We start from the raw sequence: 22,584 nt of genomic DNA, 5'->3' as shown, positions 1-22,584 counted from the left end.
CCACCCGACGCCCCCCGCCACCGACACGGTGACGGGGGGCGTCGTGCATGCCACTCGTTCCCGATCGGCCCCACCCCGCAGCCCGGCTTCCGGAGGTCGATGTCGTAGTGTGGCGGGAATGTCCCACTGAACGGAGCACTCGATGACGAACGGCAACAGCCTCGACCCCTGGTACGACTCCTACGCCCAGCGCACCGCCGGGCTGAGCGCCTCCGAGGTCCGAGCCCTGTTCGCCGTCGCCTCGCGCCCGGAAGTGGTCTCCCTGGCCGGAGGCATGCCGTACGTCTCCGCGCTCCCCAGAGAGCTCGTCACGGGCTCCCTGGACCGTGTCATGAACGAGGACGCCGCCATGGCGCTGCAGTACGGCGGCGGCCAGGGTCTGCGCTCCCTGCGCGAGCACATCGTCGACGTCATGAGCCTCGAGGGCATCCGTGCGAGCGCCGAGGACGTCGTCGTCACCACGGGGTCGCAGCACGCGCTCGACCTCGTCACCCGGCTCTTCATCGACCCGGGCGACGTCGTGCTCGCCGAGTCGCCCTCGTACGTCGGCGCCATCGGGGTCTTCCGGTCGTACCAGGCGGAGACCGTGCACGTCGCCACCGACGAGCTCGGCCTCGTCCCGCAGGCCCTGCGCGAGGCCATCGCGGCGCTGCGGACGCAGGGCAAGCGGATCAAGTTCCTCTACACGATCCCGAACTTCCACAATCCGGCCGGCGTCACGATGAGCCGTGAGCGCCGCATCGAGGTGCTCGACATCTGCCGGTCGAACAACATCCTCGTGCTCGAGGACAACCCGTACGGGCTGCTCTGGTTCGACGAGCCCGCGCCGCAGGCGATCCGGTCGATCGACGAAGAGGGCGTCGTCTACCTGGGTTCCTTCTCGAAGACCCTCGCGCCGGGCTTCCGTGTCGGCTGGGCACTCGCACCACACGCCATCCGCGAGAAGCTCGTGCTCGCCAACGAGTCCGCCGTGCTCGCGCCCAACTCGTTCGGCCAGTACGTCGTGAACGCCTACCTCGACGCCGCGGACTGGAAGGGCCAGGTGGACACGTTCCGCGGGCTCTACGCCGAGCGCCGCGACGCGATGTTGTCCGCCCTGGGGGAGTTCCTGCCGGACCTGTCCTGGACGAAGCCGAACGGCGGGTTCTTCGTCTGGCTGACGCTGCCCGAGTCGCTCGACTCGAAGGGCATGCTGCCCCGCGCCGTGAAGGAGCTCGTCGCCTACACGCCCGGCACCGCGTTCTACGCCGACGGTCGGGGCGGCGGACACATCCGCCTGTCGTTCTGCTACCCGACGCCGGAACAGATCCGCGTCGGCGTGAAGCGCCTCGCCAACGTCGTGAACGACGAGCTCGAGCTCATCGAGACCTTCGGCCCCGCGACCCGGCCGAACGCCGTCACGCGTGAGTCGTCGTCGGTCAGTGCTCCGCCGCCGAACATCTCCTGACCAGCGCTTTCCGCGCTACAGCGCAACCCCGCTCCACACCTGAGGACCCAGCATGGCCGAGCTCACCCGCCGTCACGTCGTCGTCGTCGCCGGCGGCATCTCGCACGAGCGAGACGTCTCCCTCCGCTCCGGCCGTCGTGTCGCGGACTCACTCACCGGGTACGGCTGGCAGGTCGACCTGCGCGACGCCGACGCGATGCTCCTGCCGGCCCTCACCGAGTCCCGCCCGGACGTCGTGTGGCCGGCGCTGCACGGCGCCTCCGGTGAGGACGGCGCCCTGCGGGGCATCCTGGAGGCCGTGGACATCCCGTTCGTCGGCTCACGTTCCACGTCCGCTCGCCTCGCCTGGGACAAGCCCACCGCCTCCGCGCTGGTCGCGCGGGATGGCGTCCGCACCCCACGATCGGTGACGCTGTCCCACGACGTGTTCCGCGAACTCGGCGCCGTCGGCGTCCTCGAGGCGATCGCTGCCGAACACCCGGTGCCCCTCGCGGTGAAGCCGGCCCGGGGCGGGAGCGCCCAGGGCGTCACCCTCGTCGAGGACGTCAAGGACCTGCCGCGAGCCATGGTGACCGCCTACACGTACTGCGACGACGTCGTCGTCGAGCAGCTCATCCGGGGCACCGAGGTCGCGGTCGGCATCATCGACACCGGCGACGGGCCGGTTCCGCTCGCCGCCGTCGAGATCGTTCCCCGGAACGGCATCTACGGCTTCGAGGCGCGGTACAACGCAGGGGAGACGACCTTCTACACGCCCGCGCGACTGTCCGAGTCCTTCGCGGGAGCGGCTGCCGAGGCCGCTGTCGCTGCACACGCGGCGCTCGGCCTCCGTCACCTCTCCCGCGTCGACCTCATCATCGACGCTGCCGGTACGCCCTGGTTCCTCGAGGCCAACGTGCTGCCGGGCCTCACCGAGACGTCGCTGCTACCGCAGGCCCTGTCAGCGTCCGGCTTCGACCTCGGATGGACGTACGCCGAGCTCGCGGAGCAGGCCATCCGGGACCACCACGCCTGAGGCGTCCCGCACCCGGGTTTCTCACACGTTCCACGTGGAACATCCCGTGCTGCCGCCCCGGCAGCCGTCTTCTTGGTGACATTGGAAGCGTGCGGAGCCGCGCACCGGCGGGCCGATCGTCGGGCTGCACGACTCCCGTGGACTGAGGCGGGTTGGTGTGGACTCGTCGTCGTCCTGGGGATCGGCAATCACGGCGACGCGTCAACGTTGCGAACCGGTTGCGGGCTCGAACAGCGGTCCGCACTGCACCATGGTCCGCACAAGCGACACTGCCGTCCATCCTCCGCAGCGGGGGAGCGGTGCGCAGACCGGTCGCCGAGGGGGCGCTCCTGCGGGACTCCATCGAGCGCTCCCTCGGGCGGGACGGCCCGGTATCGATCGGGTCTGGAAGTCGTTCGACATGGGCCAACGTTCACGACGCGGTGCCACGGACTGAGTCGCTGGACTGGGTCGCCTTCGCCCGAACGGACTCCACGGCGTCTCCGCGCGTATCTCCCTCGGCGTCAGCGGTCGCGACTCGCTGCGTGCCGTGTTCGCGTTGGACTCTCCGGCGTCGGTCGTCGGCTCTCACGGAGAACGTCGTCGCATTGGTCCGCGGGCAGCACGCTCGACCTGGCCTGCGCGACGAGCAAGACAGGAGGCATCGCCACCCTGGCCTCGATCTGCCCGGAACACTCGCCAGCCGGGACACCGACACAGAGCGAGCTGGCTGCCTTCGCGTCAGCCCGTACCCCGAACCCGCACGTCACCAGATCGATCACGTGTCGCCGCGTACAACGCTGAACCGCGATGCGGCAGGTCCGTCCGCTTGCTCCGCACTCCCTCTCCACCGGACAACCGCCGCACCAGTTCGCCGGCCGAGGTGCCGATACCGAGCGCCGAGGAGAACGCGCACGGGTCACGTCCAGCGAGGGAGCGAACCGACCAGAGCGCCGCCCCGTCATCGAATGCACTGCAGCGACGAGAGGACCTCGGCGACGAGCTCCTCCTCGTGGAGTGCGCACCATTCGGCACCGCGCACGCGACCGTTCCAGCCCGTGGGCCGGTGTGCAGGTGCAACTCGGAGCAGGGCGGGATGTGAGCTGAGGCGCGGCCGTTGGACACCCCGAGCGCGAGCAGCTTGCTGGAAGGACCACGGTGTCGGCGTGCGCCGCACCAAGTGCTTGAGGGTATGTCCGCTCCTGATGGCCGGAGGCACGGGCGGCATCGCTGGATTTGATGATGCCAGCGGTGGCAGCACATCGGCAGGATCGGGCAGATGGTGGCCCAACACCGCCACTTCCGGCCGTCGGCCGATGTTCCACGTGAAACGCGGCCCGCCGGTTCAGGCTCGAGACGACGGAGGTGCTCGATGGGCCGTAGCGGGCTCACACAGGACGCAACAGACCGTCACCCGGATCCGTGGACACCGCACCGCCGATCGGCCCACAGACGGCCGCACAGCGCCGCACCGATGCCGCTGCTGCGGATCGCCGCGAGACGTCAGCCCGCGACGTCCTCGATACCGAGCTCGCCGAGGATCCGGTTGAGGTCGTCGCCGTTCGCGAACTCGATGGAGACCGAGCTCTTCCGAGCGCCCACCGCGATCTTCACCCGGGTGTTGAGGCGGTCGCCCAGGCGGTCAGCGAGGTCGTTGAAGTGCGCCTGGCGCTTGCTCGGCTGCGGAGCGGCCTTCGGCGGCGTCTTCGACGAGAGCTGCTGGGCGATGGCCTCCGCGGCGCGTACCGACAGGTCCTCGTTGACGATCTTCTCCGCCAGGTACTCCATCGCATCTGCGTCGGGCGCCGCGAGGATGGCACGGGCGTGGCCGGCGGAGAGCACACCGGCCGCCACGCGCCGCTGCACGGGGGAGGGGAGGCGGAGCAGGCGGATCGTGTTCGTGATCTGCGGCCGCGATCGGCCGATGCGCTGGCCCAGCTGCTCCTGGGTGATGCCGAAGTCGGCGAGCAGCTGCTGGTAGGCGGACGCCTCCTCGAGGGGGTTGAGCTGCGCACGGTGCAGGTTCTCGAGCAACGCGTCCCGGAGCATCGCGTCGTCGGGGGTGTCCTTGACGATGGCCGGGATCGTGCTGAGGCCGAGCTCCTTGGTGGCTCGCAGTCGACGCTCGCCCATGATGAGCTCGTACTGGGGTTCGGTCCCGGAGGCACCTGCGATCGGCCGCACCACGATCGGCTGCAGGACGCCGATCTCCCGGATCGAGTGGACGAGCTCCTGGAGTTCTTCCTCACGGAACTCCTTGCGCGGCTGCTGCGCGTTCGGGATCACGTCGAGGGGGTTGAGGTTCGCCAGGCGAGCCCCGGGCACGGCCACCAGGTCGTCGGCGGTCGGTGCGGAGGACGGCGATCCTCCGGTCGGGAAGAACACGTCGACCGGTCGGTCCTGCTGCTCGTTCGCCGTCGGGATGAGCGCGCCGATGCCTCGGCCCAGTCCGGTTCGCTTCGGTGCCATCAGTTCTGCGCTCCTCGTGCTGCGATCTCGGCTGCTGCTTCCAGGTAGGACAGCGATCCCGACGAATTCACGTCGTACGCGACGACGCTCTGTCCGTAGCTCGGCGCTTCACTCACGCGGACGGACCGCGGGATCATGGCGGTGAGCACCTGGCTCCCGAAGTGCTCACGGACGTCGTTGGCCACCTGGTTCGCCAGGTTCGTTCGGCCGTCGTACATGGTCAGCAGGATGGTCGAGACCCTGAGCTTCGGGTTGAGGTGCCGCTCGATCAGTTCGATGTTTCGCAGCAGCTGGCTGAGCCCCTCGAGTGCGTAGTACTCGCACTGGATGGGGATGAGGACCTCTTGCGCGGCGACGAACGCGTTGATCGTCAGCAACCCGAGCGACGGCGGGCAGTCGATGAAGACGTAGTGGTACGGCTCGTCGAGCGACTGTAGGTACAGGTCGAGTGCAGTGCGCAGCCGCTGCTCGCGTGCGACGAGGGACACCAGCTCGATCTCGGCGCCTGCGAGGTGGATGGTCGCCGGGACGCACCACAACGTGTCCGACTCGGGGGAGGCCTGCACGGTGTCAGCCATCGACGCCTCATCGACGATGACGTCGTAGATGCTCGCGACCTCGGCTTGGTGGTCCACCCCGAGCGCCGTCGACGCGTTGCCCTGCGGATCGAGGTCGATGACCAAGACGCGGGCGCCACCGTGTGCCAGCGCTGCCGCCAGGTTGACCGTGGTGGTCGTCTTGCCGACGCCACCCTTCTGGTTCGAGACGGTGATGATCCGCGTCTCGGCCGGCAGCGGGAACTGCTGGGTGGCGATGGCCCGTCGACGACGGTTCAGGTCGGCGATCTCGCGTGCGAGCGGTGTCGACGCGTCGTAGTCGGTCGATGAACTCAACGAGTGCCTCTTCCCCGGTTCGGTGTTTCACGTGAAACGCGGAGCCGCCGGCGGTCGGTGGTCCCGACCCGATCCGCAGCGTCAGTCAACTGTAGCCCGGAAGACGCGGGTGGTCTCGTCGACCACGCCCTCCCCGAGCTCGAGGACCTCAACGTCGGAGAGTCGCTTGCGGAGGATCACCTTGCGGGCCTTCTCGATCTCGTCGTCGACCCGCGCACCCTTCATCAGGATGAGCTGTCCACCCGAGCGGACGAGCGGCACCGTCAGCGGAATGAGCTTCGACAGGGCACTCACGGCACGTGCGGTGACCTGGTCGACCACCACGTCGTCAGCGACGTCTTCAGCGCGTGCGCGCAGCACCGTCACGTTCTCGAGGCCGAGACGAGCAGCTTCGCTCGTCAGCCAATCGACACGGCGCTCCATCGGCTCGATGAGCGTGAAGGAGACATCCGGCCGGGCGATGGCGAGCACGAGGCCGGGGAGCCCAGCGCCGGAGCCGACGTCGGCGACCCGGCCACGGGCCTCCAGGAGGGGTGCCAAGAGCGCAGAGTTGAGGATGTGTCGTGTCCATAGCTGCGGCAACTCACGAGGGCCGATCAACCCGAGCTCCTCGCCACGACGAGCGAGTTCCGCGGTGAACGACCGCGCGAGGTCGATCCGTGCACCGAAGAGGGTGACCGCCGCCGCCGGCTCGGCCTCGACCGCGAGTGCGTCCTCGGTCCTGGTGTCCGGATCGGTCATCGGGTGACGACCGTGTGGCGGTCCCGACCCTCACCCTCGGACTCCGAGTGGAAGCCCTTCTCGGCGACCAGGTCGTGCACGAGCTTGCGCTCGTACGAGGACATCGGGGGCAGTGCTGCCGACGACGAGCCGGCCTCGATCCGCTCGACCGCGGTGTCGACGAGCCGCTGGAGTTCGCCGGCACGGGCGTCCCGCGAGCCACCGACGTCGAGGATGAGCCGACTGAACTCGCCGGTCTCGGCCTGCACCGCGATGCGCGTGAGCTCCTGCAGGGCGGTCACGGTGTCCGGCTTCGAGAGCACCCGCAGGGCCTCACCGTCGTCCGTCACGGACAGGTAGACCCGACCGGCACGTTCCTCGATCTCGATGTCGCCGTCGAGGTCGCAGATGTCGAGCAGTTCCTCGATGTAGTCCGCGGCGATGTCGGCCTCGTCACGCGTGTCCTCGGACTCGGGGGTGTCGACGGCTGCGGCGGTGTCCTGCTCGGTCACTTACTTCTTCCCGTTCTTCTTCGAGCGCTGCTTGCCAACCGGCTGCTGACGCTGGGTGGTGACGCGCACGGCCTCGACCTCGGCCGCACCGGCGCCGGCGCCGGCCTCGGCGAGCACCGGGGTGGCGACGCCGCGACGCTGGGCCTTCTTGGCCAGACGTGCCTCGCGGGCGAGGGCGGCCTCGGAGCCCGGCGTCGGCATGCTGCGGATGACGAAGTACTGCTGCGCCATCGTCCAGATGTTCGAAGCGAGCCAGTAGAACATGACGCCGAGGGGGAAGCTCAGGCCCGAGATGACGAAGACCAGCGGGAGGATGTACAGCATCATCTTCTGCTGGCGGTACATCGGAGACTCCTTGGTCTCCGGGGACATGTTCTTGGCGACGAGCTGCAGCTGGGTGACGAACTGCGAGGCCGTCATCACGACGATCATGAAGCCGGCGATCGCGCGGACCTCCCAGCCGGAGGCGTTCGTGAACGTCTCGTGCAGGGGAGCCCCGAACAGCGCCGCGTTGCCGAAGGAGGCCGCGAGGTCGTTCGTCAGCAGGCCGATGCCGGTCTTGTTGATCTGCGCCTCGTGCAACACCGAGTACAGCGAGAAGAAGATCGGCATCTGCAGCAGCAACGGCAGGCAGGAGCTCAGCGGGTTCGTCCCGGTCTCCTTGTACAGCGCCATGGTCTCGCGGCTCATGGCCTCACGCGAGAACTGGTCCTTCTTGCCCTTGTACTTGTCCTGGATCTTCTTGAGCTGCGGCGCGACCTCGAGCATGCGACGCTGCGACTTGATCTGCTTCACGAAGATCGGGATGAGCGCGGCGCGGACCACGAACGTCAGGAAGATGATGGAGAGCACCCAGGTGATGCCCGCTCCGGGATCCATGCCGAGGTTCTCGAAGATCCAGTGGAAGCCGACGAGGATGGCGGAGACCACCCATTTGAGCGGCCAGAGGATCGTTCCGATGATGTCCATGGGGACGGCTACGCCTTTCGAGTGCGCTGGGGGAGCAGGACCGGCCGGGCCGTTCCGACCGCGGGGTGCGGCTGCTGCGGGATCGGCGCGAGGACGAACCCGAACCGGTTGACGACGAACGGGTGACGACGTTCCGTGACGTCGTCGATGCCACCAGCAGCCCAGGGGTTGCAGCGGGCGATTCGCCAGGCGCCCATGGCCGATCCGCGGACGACGCCGTACTGCTGGATCGCCTCGAGGGCGTACCGCGAGCACGACGGGTGGTAGCGGCAGACGTTCCCGTAGAGCGGCGAGATCGCCGCGCGGTACGCCCGGAGCACGACGACGCACGCGTTGCGTGGGAGCAACGCGACGACCCAGGCCAGCCGGGTCCACAGAGTGCGGTTCATGCTGCCTTCTCCACCCCGCGCGCGAAGGAGCGCGTGACGTCTTCGAGCAGGGTAGGCCATCCGGCCTGCGATGCGGCTGGCAGTGCACGGACCACCACGTCGTACCCCTCGGGGTGCTCGACGAGCAGGTCGTGCGCGATGGCCTTGAGCCGTCGCCTGACCAGGTTCCGGGTCACGGCGTTGCCCACGGTCTTCGCGACGATGAACCCGAACCGCGTCGGCGCGGATCGATCCCCGGGCTGACGGACGACGGATACGACGACGTGCGCCGTGGCGCTCTTGCGACCACGACGCACGACGTTCCGGTAGTCGTCCCCGCGCACGACGCGGTTGGCGCTGGCCAACACTGCGACGCCGGGGTCAGACCGATGACCGGATCAGGCGGTGAGCCTGATCAGGCCGAGAGCTCGGTGCGGCCCTTGGCGCGACGCGCCGACAGGATGGCACGGCCGGCACGCGTCCGCATGCGGAGGCGGAAGCCGTGCTTCTTGGCGCGGCGGCGGTTGTTCGGCTGGAAGGTGCGCTTGCTCATGATGTTCTCCACACGGCTGCTCGCGGCGAGCCGTCACGTATGTGTAGCCGTCCGGGTGTCGAACGACGCAGATGGGCGCGACCAAGAGGCCGCAGTCAACTGGTTAACGGTACGTGACAGCGGCGACCAGGTCAAACCCCGCCGGCGACCCCTCCGACGGACGGGTGGCCGACCACGATTCTCCACATTGGGGACAACTTCCGTTCGGTGCACGTCGGTCCGGTCCTTTACAGTGGGGTGATCGATCGGCTCCGTGCCCCGGTACGACAGGGAAGTACTCCTGTCGCGCGACGCGGGACGCTCGTGGACAACGCTGTGGACAACCCTGTTGGGAACCACGGTGGAACGAGGCGCCGACGAAGCCCGCGGAGCCGCAGACGACCCGCCCGCGTCGACCCTGATCCGGCGCGGACCGCCCCGGTGCCTCGGCCTGTCCGACCCGCTGCCGCACCACCGTCCGGCGGCGACCGCACGACACGACACCTGGAGACGAGCGCGCATGACGATGCCGGCCGACCCCGTCGAGGACCTCTGGTCATCCGTACTCGGACTCCTCGCCGAGGACCCCCGCATCACGCCGCAGCTGCACGGCTTCCTCAACCTCGTCGAGCCGAAGGGCGTCCTCGCCGGCACCCTCTACCTCGAGGTGCCGAACGACCTCACCCGCGGCATGCTCGAGCAGCGCATCCGGATCCCGATCACCGAGGCCGTGACCCGCATCGGCGACGACTCGGTCGCGAACTTCGCGATCACGGTGAACCCGGACATGGCCTCCGAGCCCCGCGTCGACCCGAACGTGCCGGAGTACGCCGAGCCCGTGCAGGAGATCGTCGAGCAGAGCGCCGCCCCGCGCCAGTACATCGAAGCGCCGTTCGTGCCGAGCCAGATCGACTCCCCGGGGACGAGCGGACGACCGGAGTCCCGCCTCAACCCGAAGTACAACTTCGACAACTTCGTCATCGGCTCGTCGAACCGGTTCGCCCACGCCGCAGCGGTCGCGGTGGCCGAGGCGCCGGCGAAGGCCTACAACCCGCTCTTCATCTACGGCGACTCCGGTCTCGGCAAGACCCACCTGCTCCACGCCATCGGTCACTACGCCGAGAGCCTCTACCCGGGGATCCGCGTCCGGTACGTGTCGAGCGAGGAGTTCACGAACGACTTCATCAACTCGATCGCGAACAACCGCTCGAACCAGTTCCAGCAGCGGTACCGCGACATCGACATCCTGCTCATCGACGACATCCAGTTCCTGCAGGGGAAGGACTCCACGCAGGAGGCCTTCTTCCACACGTTCAACACGCTGCACGACCACAACAAGCAGGTCGTCATCACGTCCGACGTCGCGCCGAAGCACCTGACCGGCTTCGAGGACCGCATGCGTTCGCGGTTCGAGTGGGGCCTCATCACCGACGTGCAGGCACCCGAGCTCGAGACCCGCATCGCGATCCTCCGCAAGAAGGCGCAGTCCGACCACCTGCAGGTGCCCGACGACATCCTCGAGTTCATGGCCTCGAAGGTGTCGAGCAACATCCGCGAGCTCGAGGGCACGCTCATCCGCGTCACGGCGTTCGCGAGCCTGAACCGGACGGCCGTCGACATGGCCCTCGTGCAGACCGTCCTCAAGGACCTCATCACCCTCGACGAGGACAACGTCGTCGCGCCGACGGACATCATCAACCACACCGCGGAGTACTTCAAGCTCTCCGTCGACGACCTCTACGGCTCCTCGCGGTCGCAAGCGATCGCCACCGCGCGACAGATCGCAATGTACCTCTGCCGAGAGCTCACGAGCCTGTCGCTGCCGAAGATCGGACAGCTGTTCGGCAACCGAGACCACACGACGGTGATGTACGCGAACAAGAAGATCACCGAGCTCATGAAGGAGCGACGGTCGATCTACAACCAGGTCACCGAGCTCACGAGCCGCATCAAGCAGGACCGCCGGTACCGCTGAGATCGGCCCCGTCGCGGCCCCGTCCACCATCTGAGACGGTTCCAGTGGCCGGACTCTTCACAGTGTGGAAAGCCTGTGGATAACTGTGGAGGACACGCCGCCCGGTTGTTCACAGCTGAGGGGGCACTTGTGGAAACTGGGGATGGAAGTGGATAGACGAGATTTCGTCATCCAGACAGCGCTCACAGGCCGTCAACAAGTCACAATCGTGTAGTTCCCAACGGCAGCGCGGCATGCACAGGGTTATCCACAGTGTGCACAGGCGTTAACACCATTACTCCTGGTTAACGATCCATCTCCGCGGGACAACCTTGTGGACGGCGGGATGACAAGAAATCCGGGCTCCGTCCGCCTGTGCCACAATGGGGCGGCCGGACAGTCCAAGCCGATCGACAGGGGTTCCAGCTGTGAAGTTCGAGGTCAACCGGGACGTCTTCTCCGAAGCCGTCTCCTTCGCGGTGAAGCTCCTCCCACAGCGCACGACCCTCCCGATCCTCTCGGGTGTCCTCATCCACGCGGACGGCGACCGACTCACGCTCTCGTCGTTCGACTACGAGGTCTCGGCGCAGACCTCGATCTCGGCGCAGATCGACGACCCGGGGACGGTCCTGGTCTCGGGTCGCCTGCTGAACGACATCGCGAGCCGACTGCCGAACGCCCCGGTGTCGTTCACCACCGAGGACTCGAAGATCTCGGTCACCTGCGGCTCCGCGCACTTCACGCTCCTGTCCATGCCGGTCGAGGAGTACCCGACCCTGCCGGAGATCGGTCCGCAGACCGGTGTCATCCCGGGCGACGCGTTCTCCGAGGCCGTCTCGCAGGTGGCCGTCGCCGCGAGCCGCGACGACGTCACCCCGGTCATCACCGGTGTGCAGCTCGAGGTCGGCGACAACGACCTGTCGCTCATCGCCACCGACCGCTACCGCGTCGCGGTCCGCACCATCGCCTGGGACTCCGGCCGCGTCGGCTCCGACCCGCTGCACGCGCTCGTCCCGGCGCGCACCCTGCAGGAGGTCGGCCGCACCTTCGGCTCGGCGTCCACGGTGTCGGTGTCGATCTCGGGCAGCTCCGACCGCGAGCTCATCGCGTTCCACGCCGACGACAAGACCGTGACGTCGTTGCTCATCAAGGGCAACTACCCGCCGGTCCGCCGGCTCTTCCCGGAGACCGTCAACGACCACGCGGTGATCAACACCGCGGAACTGGTCGAGGCCGTCCGACGGGTCTCCCTCGTCCTGGAGCGCGAAGCCGCCCTCCGGTTCTCCTTCTCGGTCGACGGGCTCACGCTCGAGGCGATCGGATCCGAACAAGCGCAGGCGTCAGAGTCGATCAGTGCGTTGCTGACCGGAGAGGAAACGGTGGTCTCGTTGAAGCCCGCGTTCCTCCTGGACGGACTGAACGCGGTGCACTCCGAGTTCGTCCGCATCTCCTTCACCAAGACGGAGAACCCCAACAAGCCGGGCCCGGTGCTCATCACCGGCCAGACTTCGCAAGAGGCCGCAGCGACCGACGGTTACCGGTACCTGCTGCAGCCCAATCTCCTGCTGCGGTAAGCGCAACAGCCGAACACTGCGCTGACGCGCTCCCCGCTGCATCAGCGCGACGACGAACAGAAGAGGAAATCATGCACATCGGTCTTGTCGGCCTTGGTCGCATGGGCAACAACATGCGTGCCCGTCTCCGCAACGCTGGGATCGAGGTCACCGGTTACGACGCCAACCCCGCCGTCTCCGACGTCGCCGACCTCGGCGCACTCGCCGCGGCGCTGCCCGAGGGCAAGAAGCTCGTGTGGGTCATGGTCCCGCACGGCAAGATCACCGACGACGTGATCTCCGACCTCGCCGAGGTCCTCAGCGAGGGCGACCTCGTCATCGACGGCGGCAACTCGAAGTGGCTCGACGACGAGGTGCACGCCAAGCAGCTCGACGCCAAGGGCATCCGCTACATGGACGCCGGCGTCTCCGGTGGCGTCTGGGGCAAGGACAACGGCTACGGCCTCATGGTCGGTGGCGCCGTCGAGGACGTCGAGTTCGCGATGCCGGTCTTCGACGCACTCCGTCCCGAGGGTCCCCGCGAAGAGGGCTTCTCGCACGCCGGCGGCGTCGGCGCGGGTCACTACGCGAAGATGGTCCACAACGGCATCGAGTACGCGATCATGCAGGCGTACGGCGAGGGCTACGAGCTCCTCGAGGCCAAGGACATCGTCCACGACGTCCCCGCGGTCTTCGCCGGGTGGCAGCGCGGCACGGTCGTCCGGTCCTGGCTGCTCGACCTGCTCGTGCTCGCGATCAACGAGGACCCGAAGCTCGACGAGCTCGAGGGCTACGTCGACGACTCGGGCGAGGGTCGCTGGACCCTCGAAGAGGCGATCGAGCTCGCCGTCCCGATGCCGGCGCTGTCCGCGGCGATGTTCGCCCGCTTCGTCTCGCGTCAGGGCAGCCAGTCCCCGACGATGAAGGCCGTCGCGGCGCTCCGCAACCAGTTCGGCGGTCACGCCGTCAAGAAGTCCTAGGACTTCCCGGGGAAACCCGGCCTCGGCCCGCGTGCACGTCGACCACCTCCAACTGACCGACTTCCGGAACTACCGGGAGGCGGACGTCGACCTCGCACGCGGGCCGAACCTGTTCGTCGGGCGGAACGGACAGGGCAAGACCAACCTGGTCGAGGCGATCGGGTACCTCTCCACCCTCGGTTCGCACCGCGTCCCCACCGACGCGGCACTCGTGCGACAGGGCTGCGACGCGGCGATCGTCCGCGCGCGGCTCGCGCACGAGGAGCGCAGCATCCTGGCCGAGGTGCAGATCAACCGCACCGGCGCGAACCGTGCCCAGGTGAACCGGTCGGCGATCAAGCCGCGTGAGCTGCCGCGCTACTGCACGAGCGTGCTCTTCGCCCCGGAGGACCTCGCACTCGTGCGTGGGGAACCGGCCGGTCGCCGACGGATGCTCGACGAGCTGCTGGGGCAGATCGCCCCGCGGATGCAGGGCGTGCTCGCGGACTACGACCGCACGTTGCGGCAGCGGAACACGCTGCTCAAGTCGGCCCGGGCGACGGGCGCTAAGGCGAACGCACTGTCGACGCTCGACGTGTGGGACGACCGCTTGGTCGGGCTCGGCGCCGAGATCGTCGCGGCGCGCGACCACCTGACACGGCGGCTCGCGCCCTTCGTGGCCGAGGCCTACGCGACCGTCGCGGGCGAGCACCACGACGCGTCGATCGCGGGCGTGCTGTCGATCCGCGGCGGGGACCCCGAGTCGGCGGCCGCCACCGACCCGGTGCTCGGGACGCCCGACGAGCCGGTGTCCGTCCCGGCTGCGGCTGAGGCGTTCGCGGCTGCGCTCGAGCGGCGGCGGCGGGACGAACTCGACCGCGGGCTCACCCTTGTCGGACCCCACCGGGACGACGTGCTCTTCCAGTTGAACGGGTTACCAGCCCGCGGGTACGCCAGTCACGGAGAGTCGTGGTCGTTCGCGCTCGCCATCCAGCTGGCGAGTGCCTCGATCCTGCGGGCCGAGTCGAGCCTGGGCGACCCGATCATCATCCTCGACGACGTCTTCGCCGAACTCGACGAGTCGCGGCGGGAACGGCTGGGGAACGCGGTCGCCGACTACGAGCAGGTGCTCATCACGGCCGCCGTCTTCGGTGACGTGCCCGGCCAGTTGGCGGCGCACACGGTGCGCATCGAGGCGGGCACGATCGTGACCGACGAGGCGGACGCGGGTCGAGCCTCCCGTCCGGAGCACGACGCGACCCCGACGGCGGACGCGACCGACGCGACGACCCCGACCGCGGATGCGGCCAGCACCGCGGACGCGATCCCGACCGCGACCTCGACCTCGGATGCAAACCCGACCCCGACCGCGGATGCGGCCGGCACGCCGGACGCGGCCGGCACCGCCGGCCCGACCCCGACCCCGACCCCGGACACGGCCGCACCGAGGACCGGCTCCTGATGCCCCGCCCCTGGAAGCCGACCGAGCCCGCACGGGTCTACCGGCACCTCCGTGCCGTGTTCGGCGACCCGTCGAAGCGCGGCACCGACGCCCGTCGGCGGCGGGCGCGCGAGTTCGACGCGGACACCGTGCCGTACGGGCGGGGTCGCGAGCCGAGGGGCCTCGGCGACATCGTCGGCTCGCTCGCGCAGGAGCTCGGCTGGACGGAGCCGCTCGCCCGCTCGGAGCTCTTCGTGGACTGGCCGAGCGTCGTGGGTGACGAGCTCGCGAAGCACTCCACCCCGGTGACGATCGACGACGGCGCGCTCGTCATCCGCTGCGACTCGACCGCGTGGGCGACGCAGCTCCGACTCATGCGCGCGTCGGTCACGACGACGATCGCCGAGCGGCACCCGGAGGCCGGGGTCGAGTCGATCCGGGTTTCGGGGCCGGACGCCCCCACCTGGAAACGCGGTCCCAGGACGGTCCAGGGGCGCGGCCCCCGCGACACCTACGGGTGACCAGACGAAATCATCCTGCGGTGCCAAAAAAGCCCGTCTGAGGGCCGGATGACGCCTCGGAAGAGGGGTCCCTGCGGTAGACTGGGAGGTGCAGTGCGCGGGCGTTCCGCGCGCAGGCAGGAGCACGCTCGACATGGCATCAGGATCTGAAGACGAACCGCAGAACCCGCTCGACGCGGAGACCCCGCAGAGCGAACCATCCTACGGCGCGGACCAGATCCAGGTGCTCGAGGGGCTCGAGGCCGTGCGCAAGCGCCCCGGCATGTACATCGGCTCGACGGGCCCGCGCGGTCTGCACCACCTGGTCCAGGAGATCGTCGACAACTCCGTCGACGAGGCCCTCGCCGGCTACTGCGACACGATCGACGTCACCATCCGCGAGGACGGCGGCGTCCGCGTCGTCGACAACGGCCGCGGCATCCCGGTGGACGTCCACGCGGCCGAGGGCGTCTCGACGCTGCAGGTCGTGCTCACCGTCCTGCACGCCGGCGGCAAGTTCGGCGGCGGCGGGTACGCGGTCTCCGGTGGTCTGCACGGCGTGGGGTCCTCCGTCGTGAACGCGCTGTCGAGCGAACTCGACGTCGAGGTCCGCCGCCAGGGCCACGTGTGGCGCCAGAGCTACACCGACGGCGTCCCCGTCGCCCCGGTCTCGCAGGACGAACCGTCCGACGACCACGGCACCACGATCACCTTCTGGCCGAACGCCGACATCTTCGAGACCGTCGAGTTCGACTACGAGACCCTGCGCACCCGGTTCCAGCAGATGGCGTTCCTCAACAAGGGCCTGCGGATCAACCTGCTGGACGAGCGCACCCCGGAAGAAGGGGAAGAGGCCCGCAAGGACTCCTTCCACTACGAGCGCGGACTGGCCGACTACGTCGAGTACATCAACTCGCAGAAGAAGGCCGACCTCGTCCACCCCGACGTCATCGGGTTCGAGGCCGAGGACCCGGAGCGCAAGATCGCGCTCGAGGTCGCGATGCAGTGGAACACCTCCTACCAGGAGAGCGTCCACACCTTCGCGAACACGATCAACACGCACGAGGGCGGGACCCACGAAGAGGGCTTCCGTGCCGCCCTGACGTACCTGGTGAACAAGTACGCGCGCGAAGCCAAGATCATCAAGGAGAAGGACGACAACCTCACGGGTGACGACATCCGCGAGGGCCTGACGGCCGTCATCTCCGTGAAGCTCGGCGAGCCGCAGTTCGAGGGCCAGACGAAGACCAAGCTCGGCAACACCGAGGCAAAGGGCTTCGTCCAGCGCGTCGTCGGCAGCGAGCTGACGCACTGGTTCGAGAGCAACCCGACCCAGGCGCGCGACGTCGTCCGCAAGGCGATCCAGGCCTCGCAGGCACGGCTCGCTGCCCGCAAGGCGCGCGAGACCACCCGTCGCAAGGGCCTGCTCGAGTCGGGCGGCATGCCCGGCAAGCTCAAGGACTGCCAGTCGAAGGACCCGACCCTGTCGGAGATCTTCATGGTCGAGGGTGACTCCGCCGGCGGTTCCGCCGTGCAGGGCCGCAACCCGATGACCCAGGCGATCCTGCCCCTGCGCGGCAAGATCCTCAACGTCGAGAAGGCCCGGCTCGACCGCGCCCTCGCGAACCAGGAGATCCAGTCGATGATCACGGCGTTCGGCGCCGGCATCGGCGAGGACTTCGACCCGGACAAGGCCCGGTACCACAAGATCGTGCTGATGGCCGATGCCGACGTCGACGGCCAGCACATCACGACGCTGCTCCTCACGCTGCTGTTCCGCTACATGCGGCCGCTCATCGAGCGTGGCTACGTGTACCTCGCGCAGCCGCCGCTGTACCGCCTGAAGTGGTCGAACTCGGCGCACGAGTACGTCTTCAGCGACCGGGAGCGCGATGCCCTCATGCAGGCCGGCCTGGCAGCCGGCAAGCGGATCCCGAAGGACAACGGGATCCAGCGCTACAAGGGCCTCGGCGAGATGGACTACAAGGAGCTGTGGGACACCACGATGAACCCGGACACCCGGACGCTCCTGCAGGTCACGCTCGAGGACGCCGCCGCGGTGGACAGCGTCTTCTCGACGCTGATGGGCGAGGACGTCGAGTCGCGTCGCCAGTTCATCCAGCAGAACGCCAAGGACGTGCGCTTCCTCGACATCTAACGGCCAGGAGGCGCGGCGCACGCCGCGTCGACCAGTCCTGACCACCTGTGGTCGCGCCCGGCGCGACCAACGGAACCACAGCCTCCGGGCTGTCCAGAAAGGGAACGAAGCCACATGGCTGACGACAACGAGAACGGCGCCGACGAGCAGCCCGAGATCGTCCACGGCGACAGCGGGGACATCGTCGTCTCCGGTGACCGCATCTCGCAGGTCGACCTGCAGCTCGAGATGCAGCGGTCGTACCTCGACTACGCGATGTCGGTCATCGTCGGCCGTGCCCTGCCGGAGGTCCGCGACGGCCTCAAGCCGGTGCACCGCCGCGTGATCTACGCCATGTTCGACGGCGGGTACCGCCCGGACCGCGCGTTCTCGAAGTGCTCCCGTGTCGTCGGCGACGTGATGGGTCAGTTCCACCCGCACGGTGACTCGGCGATCTACGACGCCCTGGTCCGCCTGGTGCAGCCGTGGTCGCTCCGCTACCCGCTCGCGCTCGGGCAGGGCAACTTCGGCTCGCCCGGCAACGACGGCGCCGCCGCCCCGCGGTACACCGAGACGAAGATGGCGCCGCTCGCGCTCGAGATGGTCCGGGACATCGACGAGGACACCGTCGACTTCCAGGACAACTACGACGGCCGCACGCAGGAGCCGGCGATCCTGCCGGCCCGGTTCCCGAACCTGCTCGTCAACGGTTCGGTCGGCATCGCGGTCGGCATGGCGACGAACATCCCGCCGCACAACCTGCGCGAGGTCGCCGAGGGCGCCAAGTGGTCGCTCGACAACCCCGACGCCACGCGTGAAGAGCTCCTCGCCGCGCTCATGCAGCGCATCAAGGGGCCGGACTTCCCGACCGGCGCGCAGGTGCTCGGCACGAAGGGGATCCAGGACGCCTACCGCACGGGTCGCGGGTCGATCACGATGCGCGCGGTCGTCGCGGTCGAGGAGATCCAGGGCCGCACCTGCCTCGTCGTCACCGAGCTGCCGTACCAGGTGAACCCGGACAACCTGGCGATCAAGATCGCCGAGCTCGTCAAGGACGGCAAGCTCGCGGGCGTCGCCGACATCCGCGACGAGACCTCCGGTCGCACCGGCCAGCGCCTGGTCATCGTGCTCAAGCGCGACGCCGTGGCCAAGGTCGTGCTGAACAACCTGTACAAGCACACGCAGCTGCAGGAGAACTTCGGCGCGAACATGCTCGCGATCGTCGACGGCGTGCCGCGCACCCTGCCGCTCGACGGCTTCATCTCGGCGTGGGTCGCCCACCAGATCGACGTCATCGTGCGCCGTACGCAGTTCCGTCTGCGCGAGGCCGAGAAGCGGGCGCACATCCTGCGCGGCTACCTGGCGGCGCTCGACGCCCTCGACGAGGTCATCGCCCTCATCCGTCGCTCGCCCGACGTGGAGGAAGCCCGGACCGGCCTGATGGACCTGCTGTCCGTCGACGAGATCCAGGCGCGCGCGATCCTCGAGCTGCAGCTCCGCCGGCTCGCCGCCCTCGAGCGGCAGAAGATCCACGACGAGGCCGAGGAACTCGAGCGCAAGATCGCCGACTTCCAGGACATCCTGGCGTCCGAGACCCGGCAGCGCACGATCATCCGCGACGAGCTCGAGGAGATCGTCGACCGCTTCGGCGACGACCGCCGGACCGAGATCATGCTCGGGTACGACGGCGACATGTCCATCGAGGACCTCATCCCCGAAGAGGAGATGGTCGTCACCATCACCCGCGGCGGGTACGTCAAGCGCACCCGCAGTGACCAGTACCGGTCGCAGCACCGCGGTGGCCGCGGCGTCCGTGGCGCCCAGCTCCGCGCCGACGACATCGTCGAGCACTTCTTCGTGACGACGACGCACCACTGGCTCCTGTTCCTCACCGACCAGGGCCGCGTCTACCGCGCCAAGGCGTACGAGCTCCAGGAGGCCGGCCGCGACGCGAAGGGGCAGCACGTCGCGAACCTGCTCGCCATGCAGCCCGACGAGCAGATCCAGCAGGTGCTCGACATCCGCGACTACGAGGTCGCGCAGTACCTCGTCCTCGCCACCGAGCACGGCCTGGTGAAGAAGACCGCGCTCACCGAGTACGACACGAACCGCACCGGCGGCATCATCGCGATCAACCTGCGCGACGGCGACAAGCTCCGGCAGGCGCTCCTCGTCGACGAGCACGACGACCTGCTGCTCGTCTCCCGCCAGGGCATGTCGCTCCGCTTCACCGCGACGAACGACACCCTGCGACCCATGGGTCGGTCGACCTCGGGCGTGAAGGGCATGTCCTTCCGCGACGGCGACTCGCTGCTCGCGGCCCGGGTCGTGTCCGACGACGGGTTCGTCTGGGTGATGACCGAGGGTGGCTACGCCAAGCGCACCTCGGTCGACCAGTACCGGGTGCAGGGCCGTGGCGGTCTGGGCATCAAGGTGGCCAAGCTGGCGCTCGACCGTGGCGACCTCGTGGGCGCGCTCATCGTCGGCGAGGACGACGAGGTGCTCGTCGTGCTGCAATCGGGCAAGGTGGTAAGGTCTGCCGTGGCCGAGGTCCCCGCCAAGGGCCGAGACACGATGGGCGTGGTCTTCGCGAGGTTCGCGGAGAACGACCGGATCATCGCCGTGGCCCAGAACACCGAGCGGAACCTGGTCGACCAGGACGACGCCGAGATCGAGCCAGCGGGCCCGGTCGAGACGGTCAGCCCGGCCGAAGCGGCGCCGGAACCCACTGACTCCATCGACAACGCGCCCACCAACCCCGCGCCCGTCGACGACGAGGCCGGAGAGGACCAGTCAAGCAATGAGTAGTGTCGCCGAGAAGCTCCAGAAGAAGGCGAAGCGTCCCGTCGGCACCCGCCAGGTCCGCCTGCGGCTGGTCTACCTCGACTTCTGGTCGATGGTGAAGCTGAGCTTCCTCATCGCCCTCGCGGGCAGCATCGTGATCGTGGTCGCCACCGCCCTGGTGTGGGTCATCCTCAACCAGACGGGCGTGTTCACGCAGGTCGACGCCCTGCTCAAGGACGTCACCGGGCAGAACAGTTACTCGATCATGGACCAGTTCTCACTGGGCCAGGTCCTCGGGTTCTCCATCGTCGTGGGCATCCTCAACGTCGTCGTCGGCACCGTGCTCGGCGCGATCGTGAGCGTGCTCTACAACCTCAGTGTGCGGATCACCGGCGGCCTGCTCGTCGGCTTCACGAACAACTGACACACCCGGGCCGGATGGCGCCAGTGCTCGATTTCGTTCCGGCGGGATCGTGCGGTAGGCTTTCATCCGGTCTGAGGGGCTATAGCTCAGGCGGTTAGAGCGCTTCGCTGATAACGAAGAGGTCCAAGGTTCAAGTCCTTGTAGCCCCACCACTTCCCTCCAACATCTGCACCACAGGTGTCCAGGGGCCTTAGCTCAGTTGGTAGAGCGCCTGCTTTGCAAGCAGGATGTCGGGAGTTCGATTCTCCCAGGCTCCACTCCCTCAGGGCGAACGCTGCTTCGCTCGTTCCTCGCTCCGCCGGTCTCGGTGGCCGTGTTCGTCTGCGCGGCTTCGGCGACGCGCCGCTCGGCGGTGGCCGGGTCCGGCACTCACCACTCCGCATCGTCTTCGTCGAGTGGTCACGACACGCCGCGTGCGGTTCGCCGAGGTGGCTGGAACTGTCGTTTGCGCGATGTCTGGGCGACAGGTTGCGGCCGCTCGGCGGTGTTCCCGTGGCGCGTTGCGTGACCGCGTGACCGCACGACCGCACGTCCGCGTGGCGGACGGGAGGCGCGGTGGCGGGCCGCCGCGTGCCTCCAGGCAGGTGGACGGGTGCGTTCAGAGCACGCGGCGGGCGGGTGCACGAACGCCAGTACCCGGGAACGACGAAGGGCCCCGGCGCAGTGCCGGGGCCCTTCGTACGAACCGGGAGGTCAGGCGGCGGGCTTCTCCGCCGAGTCCGTGTCGTCGGCGACCCAGAGGTCGTCGTCCGCACGGAGCGTCTGGTACGCGGCGTACGCGGCGCCGGCGACGGCGACCACACCGACGACGATGAGCGCGACGCCACCGAAGCCGAGGCCCTTCTTCTGCTGCGGCACGTACTTGCCCGCGGCCTTCTTGGCCTGCTTGCCCTTCTTCTGGGCGTTCTTCACGATCTTCTTCACCCGCGGGTCCTTCGCGAGGTCACCGATGCTCAGCACCGAACCGGCGGTCGAGACCAGGCCGGGCACGACCTCCGACTGGAAGCGGTGCGATGCACTCTGCGCTGCCGAGGTCGCTGCGTGCACCCCCGTCGCGACGGCCGGGCGGATGCCGTTGTCGATCGCGTTCTGCACGCGGGGGGCGATGTCCTTGCGGGCTGCGTCTGCTGCGTTCGACCGGGCCTCGGCCAGGATCGCGTTCGCGTGCTCGAGGACCTTGCGCTGCTCTCCGAGGAGCGTGGCGGTCTGGCCCTTGAGCTTCTTGATCTGCTTCCGACGCTTGCGCGGGATCTCGATCGTCGTCATCTGGTTCCTCCATCGGATCGGCGTGACCCCATCCTGCCACCACACTCCCTGACAGGTCACGGAACCTCCGCTGTGGGATCCGTCTGCATGTCAGGAGTACATGCGAGAATCGGAACATGTCTCTGCACACCGCTGTCGCAACGATCCACACCAACAAGGGCGACATCCGCGTCAACCTGTTCGGCAACCACGCTCCGAAGACCGTCAAGAACTTCGTCGACCTCGCCACGGGCCAGCAGGAGTGGACCCACCCGGGCACGGGCAAGGTGTCGACCGACAAGCTGTACGACGGCGTCATCTTCCACCGCATCATCAAGGACTTCATGATCCAGGGCGGCGACCCCCTCGGTCAGGGCATCGGTGGCCCGGGCTACCGCTTCGACGACGAGATCTCGCCCGAGCTCACGTTCCAGAACCCCTACATCTTCGCCATGGCGAACGCCGGCATCCAGGGCGGCCGTGGCACGAACGGCTCGCAGTTCTTCATCACCACGGTGGCGACGCCGTGGCTGCAGGGCAAGCACACCATCTTCGGTGAGGTCGCCGACGACGAGTCGCGCGCGGTCGTCGACGGGATCGAGGGCGTGGCCACCGACGGCCGCGACAAGCCCCTCGAGGACGTCGTCATCCAGAGCATCGACGTCGAGGACGTCTGATCCCCA

19 protein-coding genes, 2 tRNA genes and 1 pseudogene are annotated in these 22,584 nt (G+C 68.4%); 13 read left to right on the top strand and 9 right to left on the bottom strand.

The annotated features are described in order from the left end of the window. The first annotated feature begins 142 nt into the window (after positions 1 to 142). Together BIU94_RS10180 and BIU94_RS10175 are read left to right on the top strand one after the other, a co-directional pair. Complete coding sequence (locus BIU94_RS10180; protein ID WP_071258695.1) at positions 143 to 1,447, top strand: PLP-dependent aminotransferase family protein; 1,305 nt, start codon at positions 143 to 145, stop codon at positions 1,445 to 1,447. A 52-nt stretch (positions 1,448 to 1,499) separates the two neighbouring features. After that, positions 1,500 to 2,462: a D-alanine--D-alanine ligase gene (locus BIU94_RS10175; protein ID WP_071258684.1), complete on the top strand. Its 963-nt coding sequence runs from the start codon at positions 1,500 to 1,502 to the stop codon at positions 2,460 to 2,462. Between the two features lie 1,482 nt (positions 2,463 to 3,944). Here the strand turns inward: BIU94_RS10175 and BIU94_RS10170 are convergent. The 8 genes from BIU94_RS10170 to rpmH all read right to left on the bottom strand — a co-directional run bounded on the left by BIU94_RS10170 (position 3,945) and on the right by rpmH (position 8,925). Further along, positions 3,945 to 4,910 carry a ParB/RepB/Spo0J family partition protein gene (locus tag BIU94_RS10170; RefSeq protein ID WP_071258682.1) on the bottom strand — a complete coding sequence of 322 codons (966 nt, stop codon included), beginning with the start codon at positions 4,908 to 4,910 and terminating at the stop codon, positions 3,945 to 3,947. Further along, positions 4,910 to 5,803: a ParA family protein gene (locus tag BIU94_RS10165; RefSeq protein WP_071258677.1), complete on the bottom strand. Its 894-nt coding sequence runs from the start codon at positions 5,801 to 5,803 to the stop codon at positions 4,910 to 4,912. The genes BIU94_RS10170 and BIU94_RS10165 overlap by 1 nt, the downstream gene beginning before the upstream one ends. Positions 5,804 to 5,884: 81 nt before the next feature. Further along, the gene (gene rsmG, locus BIU94_RS10160) at positions 5,885 to 6,544 is read right to left on the bottom strand and encodes a 16S rRNA (guanine(527)-N(7))-methyltransferase RsmG (protein ID WP_071258668.1); all 660 of its coding nucleotides are present in this window, start codon (positions 6,542 to 6,544) and stop codon (positions 5,885 to 5,887) included. Further along, positions 6,541 to 7,035, bottom strand: coding sequence for a R3H domain-containing nucleic acid-binding protein (locus BIU94_RS10155; RefSeq protein WP_071258662.1), 495 nt, complete (start codon positions 7,033 to 7,035; stop codon positions 6,541 to 6,543). Before BIU94_RS10155 ends, rsmG begins: the two co-directional genes overlap by 4 nt. Next, entirely contained in the window at positions 7,036 to 8,004 is a 969-nt protein-coding gene (yidC, locus tag BIU94_RS10150; protein ID WP_071258661.1) for a membrane protein insertase YidC, read from the bottom strand. A gap of 8 nt (positions 8,005 to 8,012) precedes the next feature. After that, positions 8,013 to 8,393 (bottom strand): membrane protein insertion efficiency factor YidD, encoded by a 381-nt coding sequence (gene yidD / locus BIU94_RS10145; protein WP_071258658.1) that lies wholly within the window; start codon positions 8,391 to 8,393, stop codon positions 8,013 to 8,015. Continuing rightward, entirely contained in the window at positions 8,390 to 8,740 is a 351-nt protein-coding gene (rnpA, locus tag BIU94_RS10140) for a ribonuclease P protein component (protein WP_071258653.1), read from the bottom strand. Before rnpA ends, yidD begins: the two co-directional genes overlap by 4 nt. Before the next feature lie 47 nt (positions 8,741 to 8,787). Further along, complete coding sequence (gene rpmH, locus BIU94_RS10135; RefSeq protein WP_022889115.1) at positions 8,788 to 8,925, bottom strand: 50S ribosomal protein L34; 138 nt, start codon at positions 8,923 to 8,925, stop codon at positions 8,788 to 8,790. A gap of 499 nt (positions 8,926 to 9,424) precedes the next feature. On the opposite strand from rpmH, the gene dnaA reads away from it, so the two are divergent. The 10 genes and pseudogenes from dnaA to BIU94_RS10085 all read left to right on the top strand — a co-directional run bounded on the left by dnaA (position 9,425) and on the right by BIU94_RS10085 (position 20,913). Further along, a complete protein-coding gene (dnaA, locus tag BIU94_RS10130; RefSeq protein ID WP_071260312.1) occupies positions 9,425 to 10,879 on the top strand; it encodes a chromosomal replication initiator protein DnaA in 1,455 nt (484 codons plus the stop codon). A 407-nt stretch (positions 10,880 to 11,286) separates the two neighbouring features. Continuing rightward, positions 11,287 to 12,432: a DNA polymerase III subunit beta gene (dnaN, locus tag BIU94_RS10125; RefSeq protein ID WP_071258641.1), complete on the top strand. Its 1,146-nt coding sequence runs from the start codon at positions 11,287 to 11,289 to the stop codon at positions 12,430 to 12,432. Positions 12,433 to 12,503: 71 nt separating this feature from the next. Next, complete coding sequence (gene gnd / locus BIU94_RS10120; protein WP_083404738.1) at positions 12,504 to 13,391, top strand: phosphogluconate dehydrogenase (NAD(+)-dependent, decarboxylating); 888 nt, start codon at positions 12,504 to 12,506, stop codon at positions 13,389 to 13,391. A 31-nt stretch (positions 13,392 to 13,422) separates the two neighbouring features. Further along, a pseudogene (recF, locus tag BIU94_RS10115) lies at positions 13,423 to 14,580 on the top strand (DNA replication/repair protein RecF); the annotation flags it as partial. Positions 14,581 to 14,831: 251 nt separating this feature from the next. Then, positions 14,832 to 15,332, top strand: a complete 501-nt coding sequence (locus BIU94_RS10110; RefSeq protein ID WP_071258631.1) for a DUF721 domain-containing protein — start codon at positions 14,832 to 14,834, stop codon at positions 15,330 to 15,332. 133 nt (positions 15,333 to 15,465) lie between these two features. Then, positions 15,466 to 17,469: a DNA topoisomerase (ATP-hydrolyzing) subunit B gene (gyrB, locus tag BIU94_RS10105; RefSeq protein ID WP_071258612.1), complete on the top strand. Its 2,004-nt coding sequence runs from the start codon at positions 15,466 to 15,468 to the stop codon at positions 17,467 to 17,469. Positions 17,470 to 17,583: 114 nt separating this feature from the next. Continuing rightward, complete coding sequence (gyrA, locus tag BIU94_RS10100) at positions 17,584 to 20,256, top strand: DNA gyrase subunit A (protein WP_071258609.1); 2,673 nt, start codon at positions 17,584 to 17,586, stop codon at positions 20,254 to 20,256. Beyond that, complete coding sequence (locus BIU94_RS10095; protein WP_071258606.1) at positions 20,249 to 20,656, top strand: DUF3566 domain-containing protein; 408 nt, start codon at positions 20,249 to 20,251, stop codon at positions 20,654 to 20,656. The genes gyrA and BIU94_RS10095 overlap by 8 nt, the downstream gene beginning before the upstream one ends. Positions 20,657 to 20,731: 75 nt before the next feature. Then, positions 20,732 to 20,808, top strand: a tRNA-Ile gene (locus BIU94_RS10090). A gap of 32 nt (positions 20,809 to 20,840) precedes the next feature. Next, positions 20,841 to 20,913, top strand: a tRNA-Ala gene (locus tag BIU94_RS10085). Positions 20,914 to 21,349: 436 nt separating this feature from the next. Here the strand turns inward: BIU94_RS10085 and BIU94_RS10080 are convergent. Beyond that, positions 21,350 to 21,922, bottom strand: coding sequence for a hypothetical protein (locus BIU94_RS10080; RefSeq protein ID WP_083404737.1), 573 nt, complete (start codon positions 21,920 to 21,922; stop codon positions 21,350 to 21,352). A gap of 116 nt (positions 21,923 to 22,038) precedes the next feature. Between BIU94_RS10080 and BIU94_RS10075 the strand changes: the two genes are divergently transcribed. Beyond that, positions 22,039 to 22,578, top strand: coding sequence for a peptidylprolyl isomerase (locus tag BIU94_RS10075; RefSeq protein WP_071258603.1), 540 nt, complete (start codon positions 22,039 to 22,041; stop codon positions 22,576 to 22,578). Positions 22,579 to 22,584: the final 6 nt, after the last annotated feature.

The organism is Curtobacterium sp. MMLR14_006 (assembly GCF_001864985.1).
GTDB lineage: Bacteria > Actinomycetota > Actinomycetes > Actinomycetales > Microbacteriaceae > Curtobacterium.
This window is presented reverse-complemented; position numbering and strand designations above follow the sequence as displayed.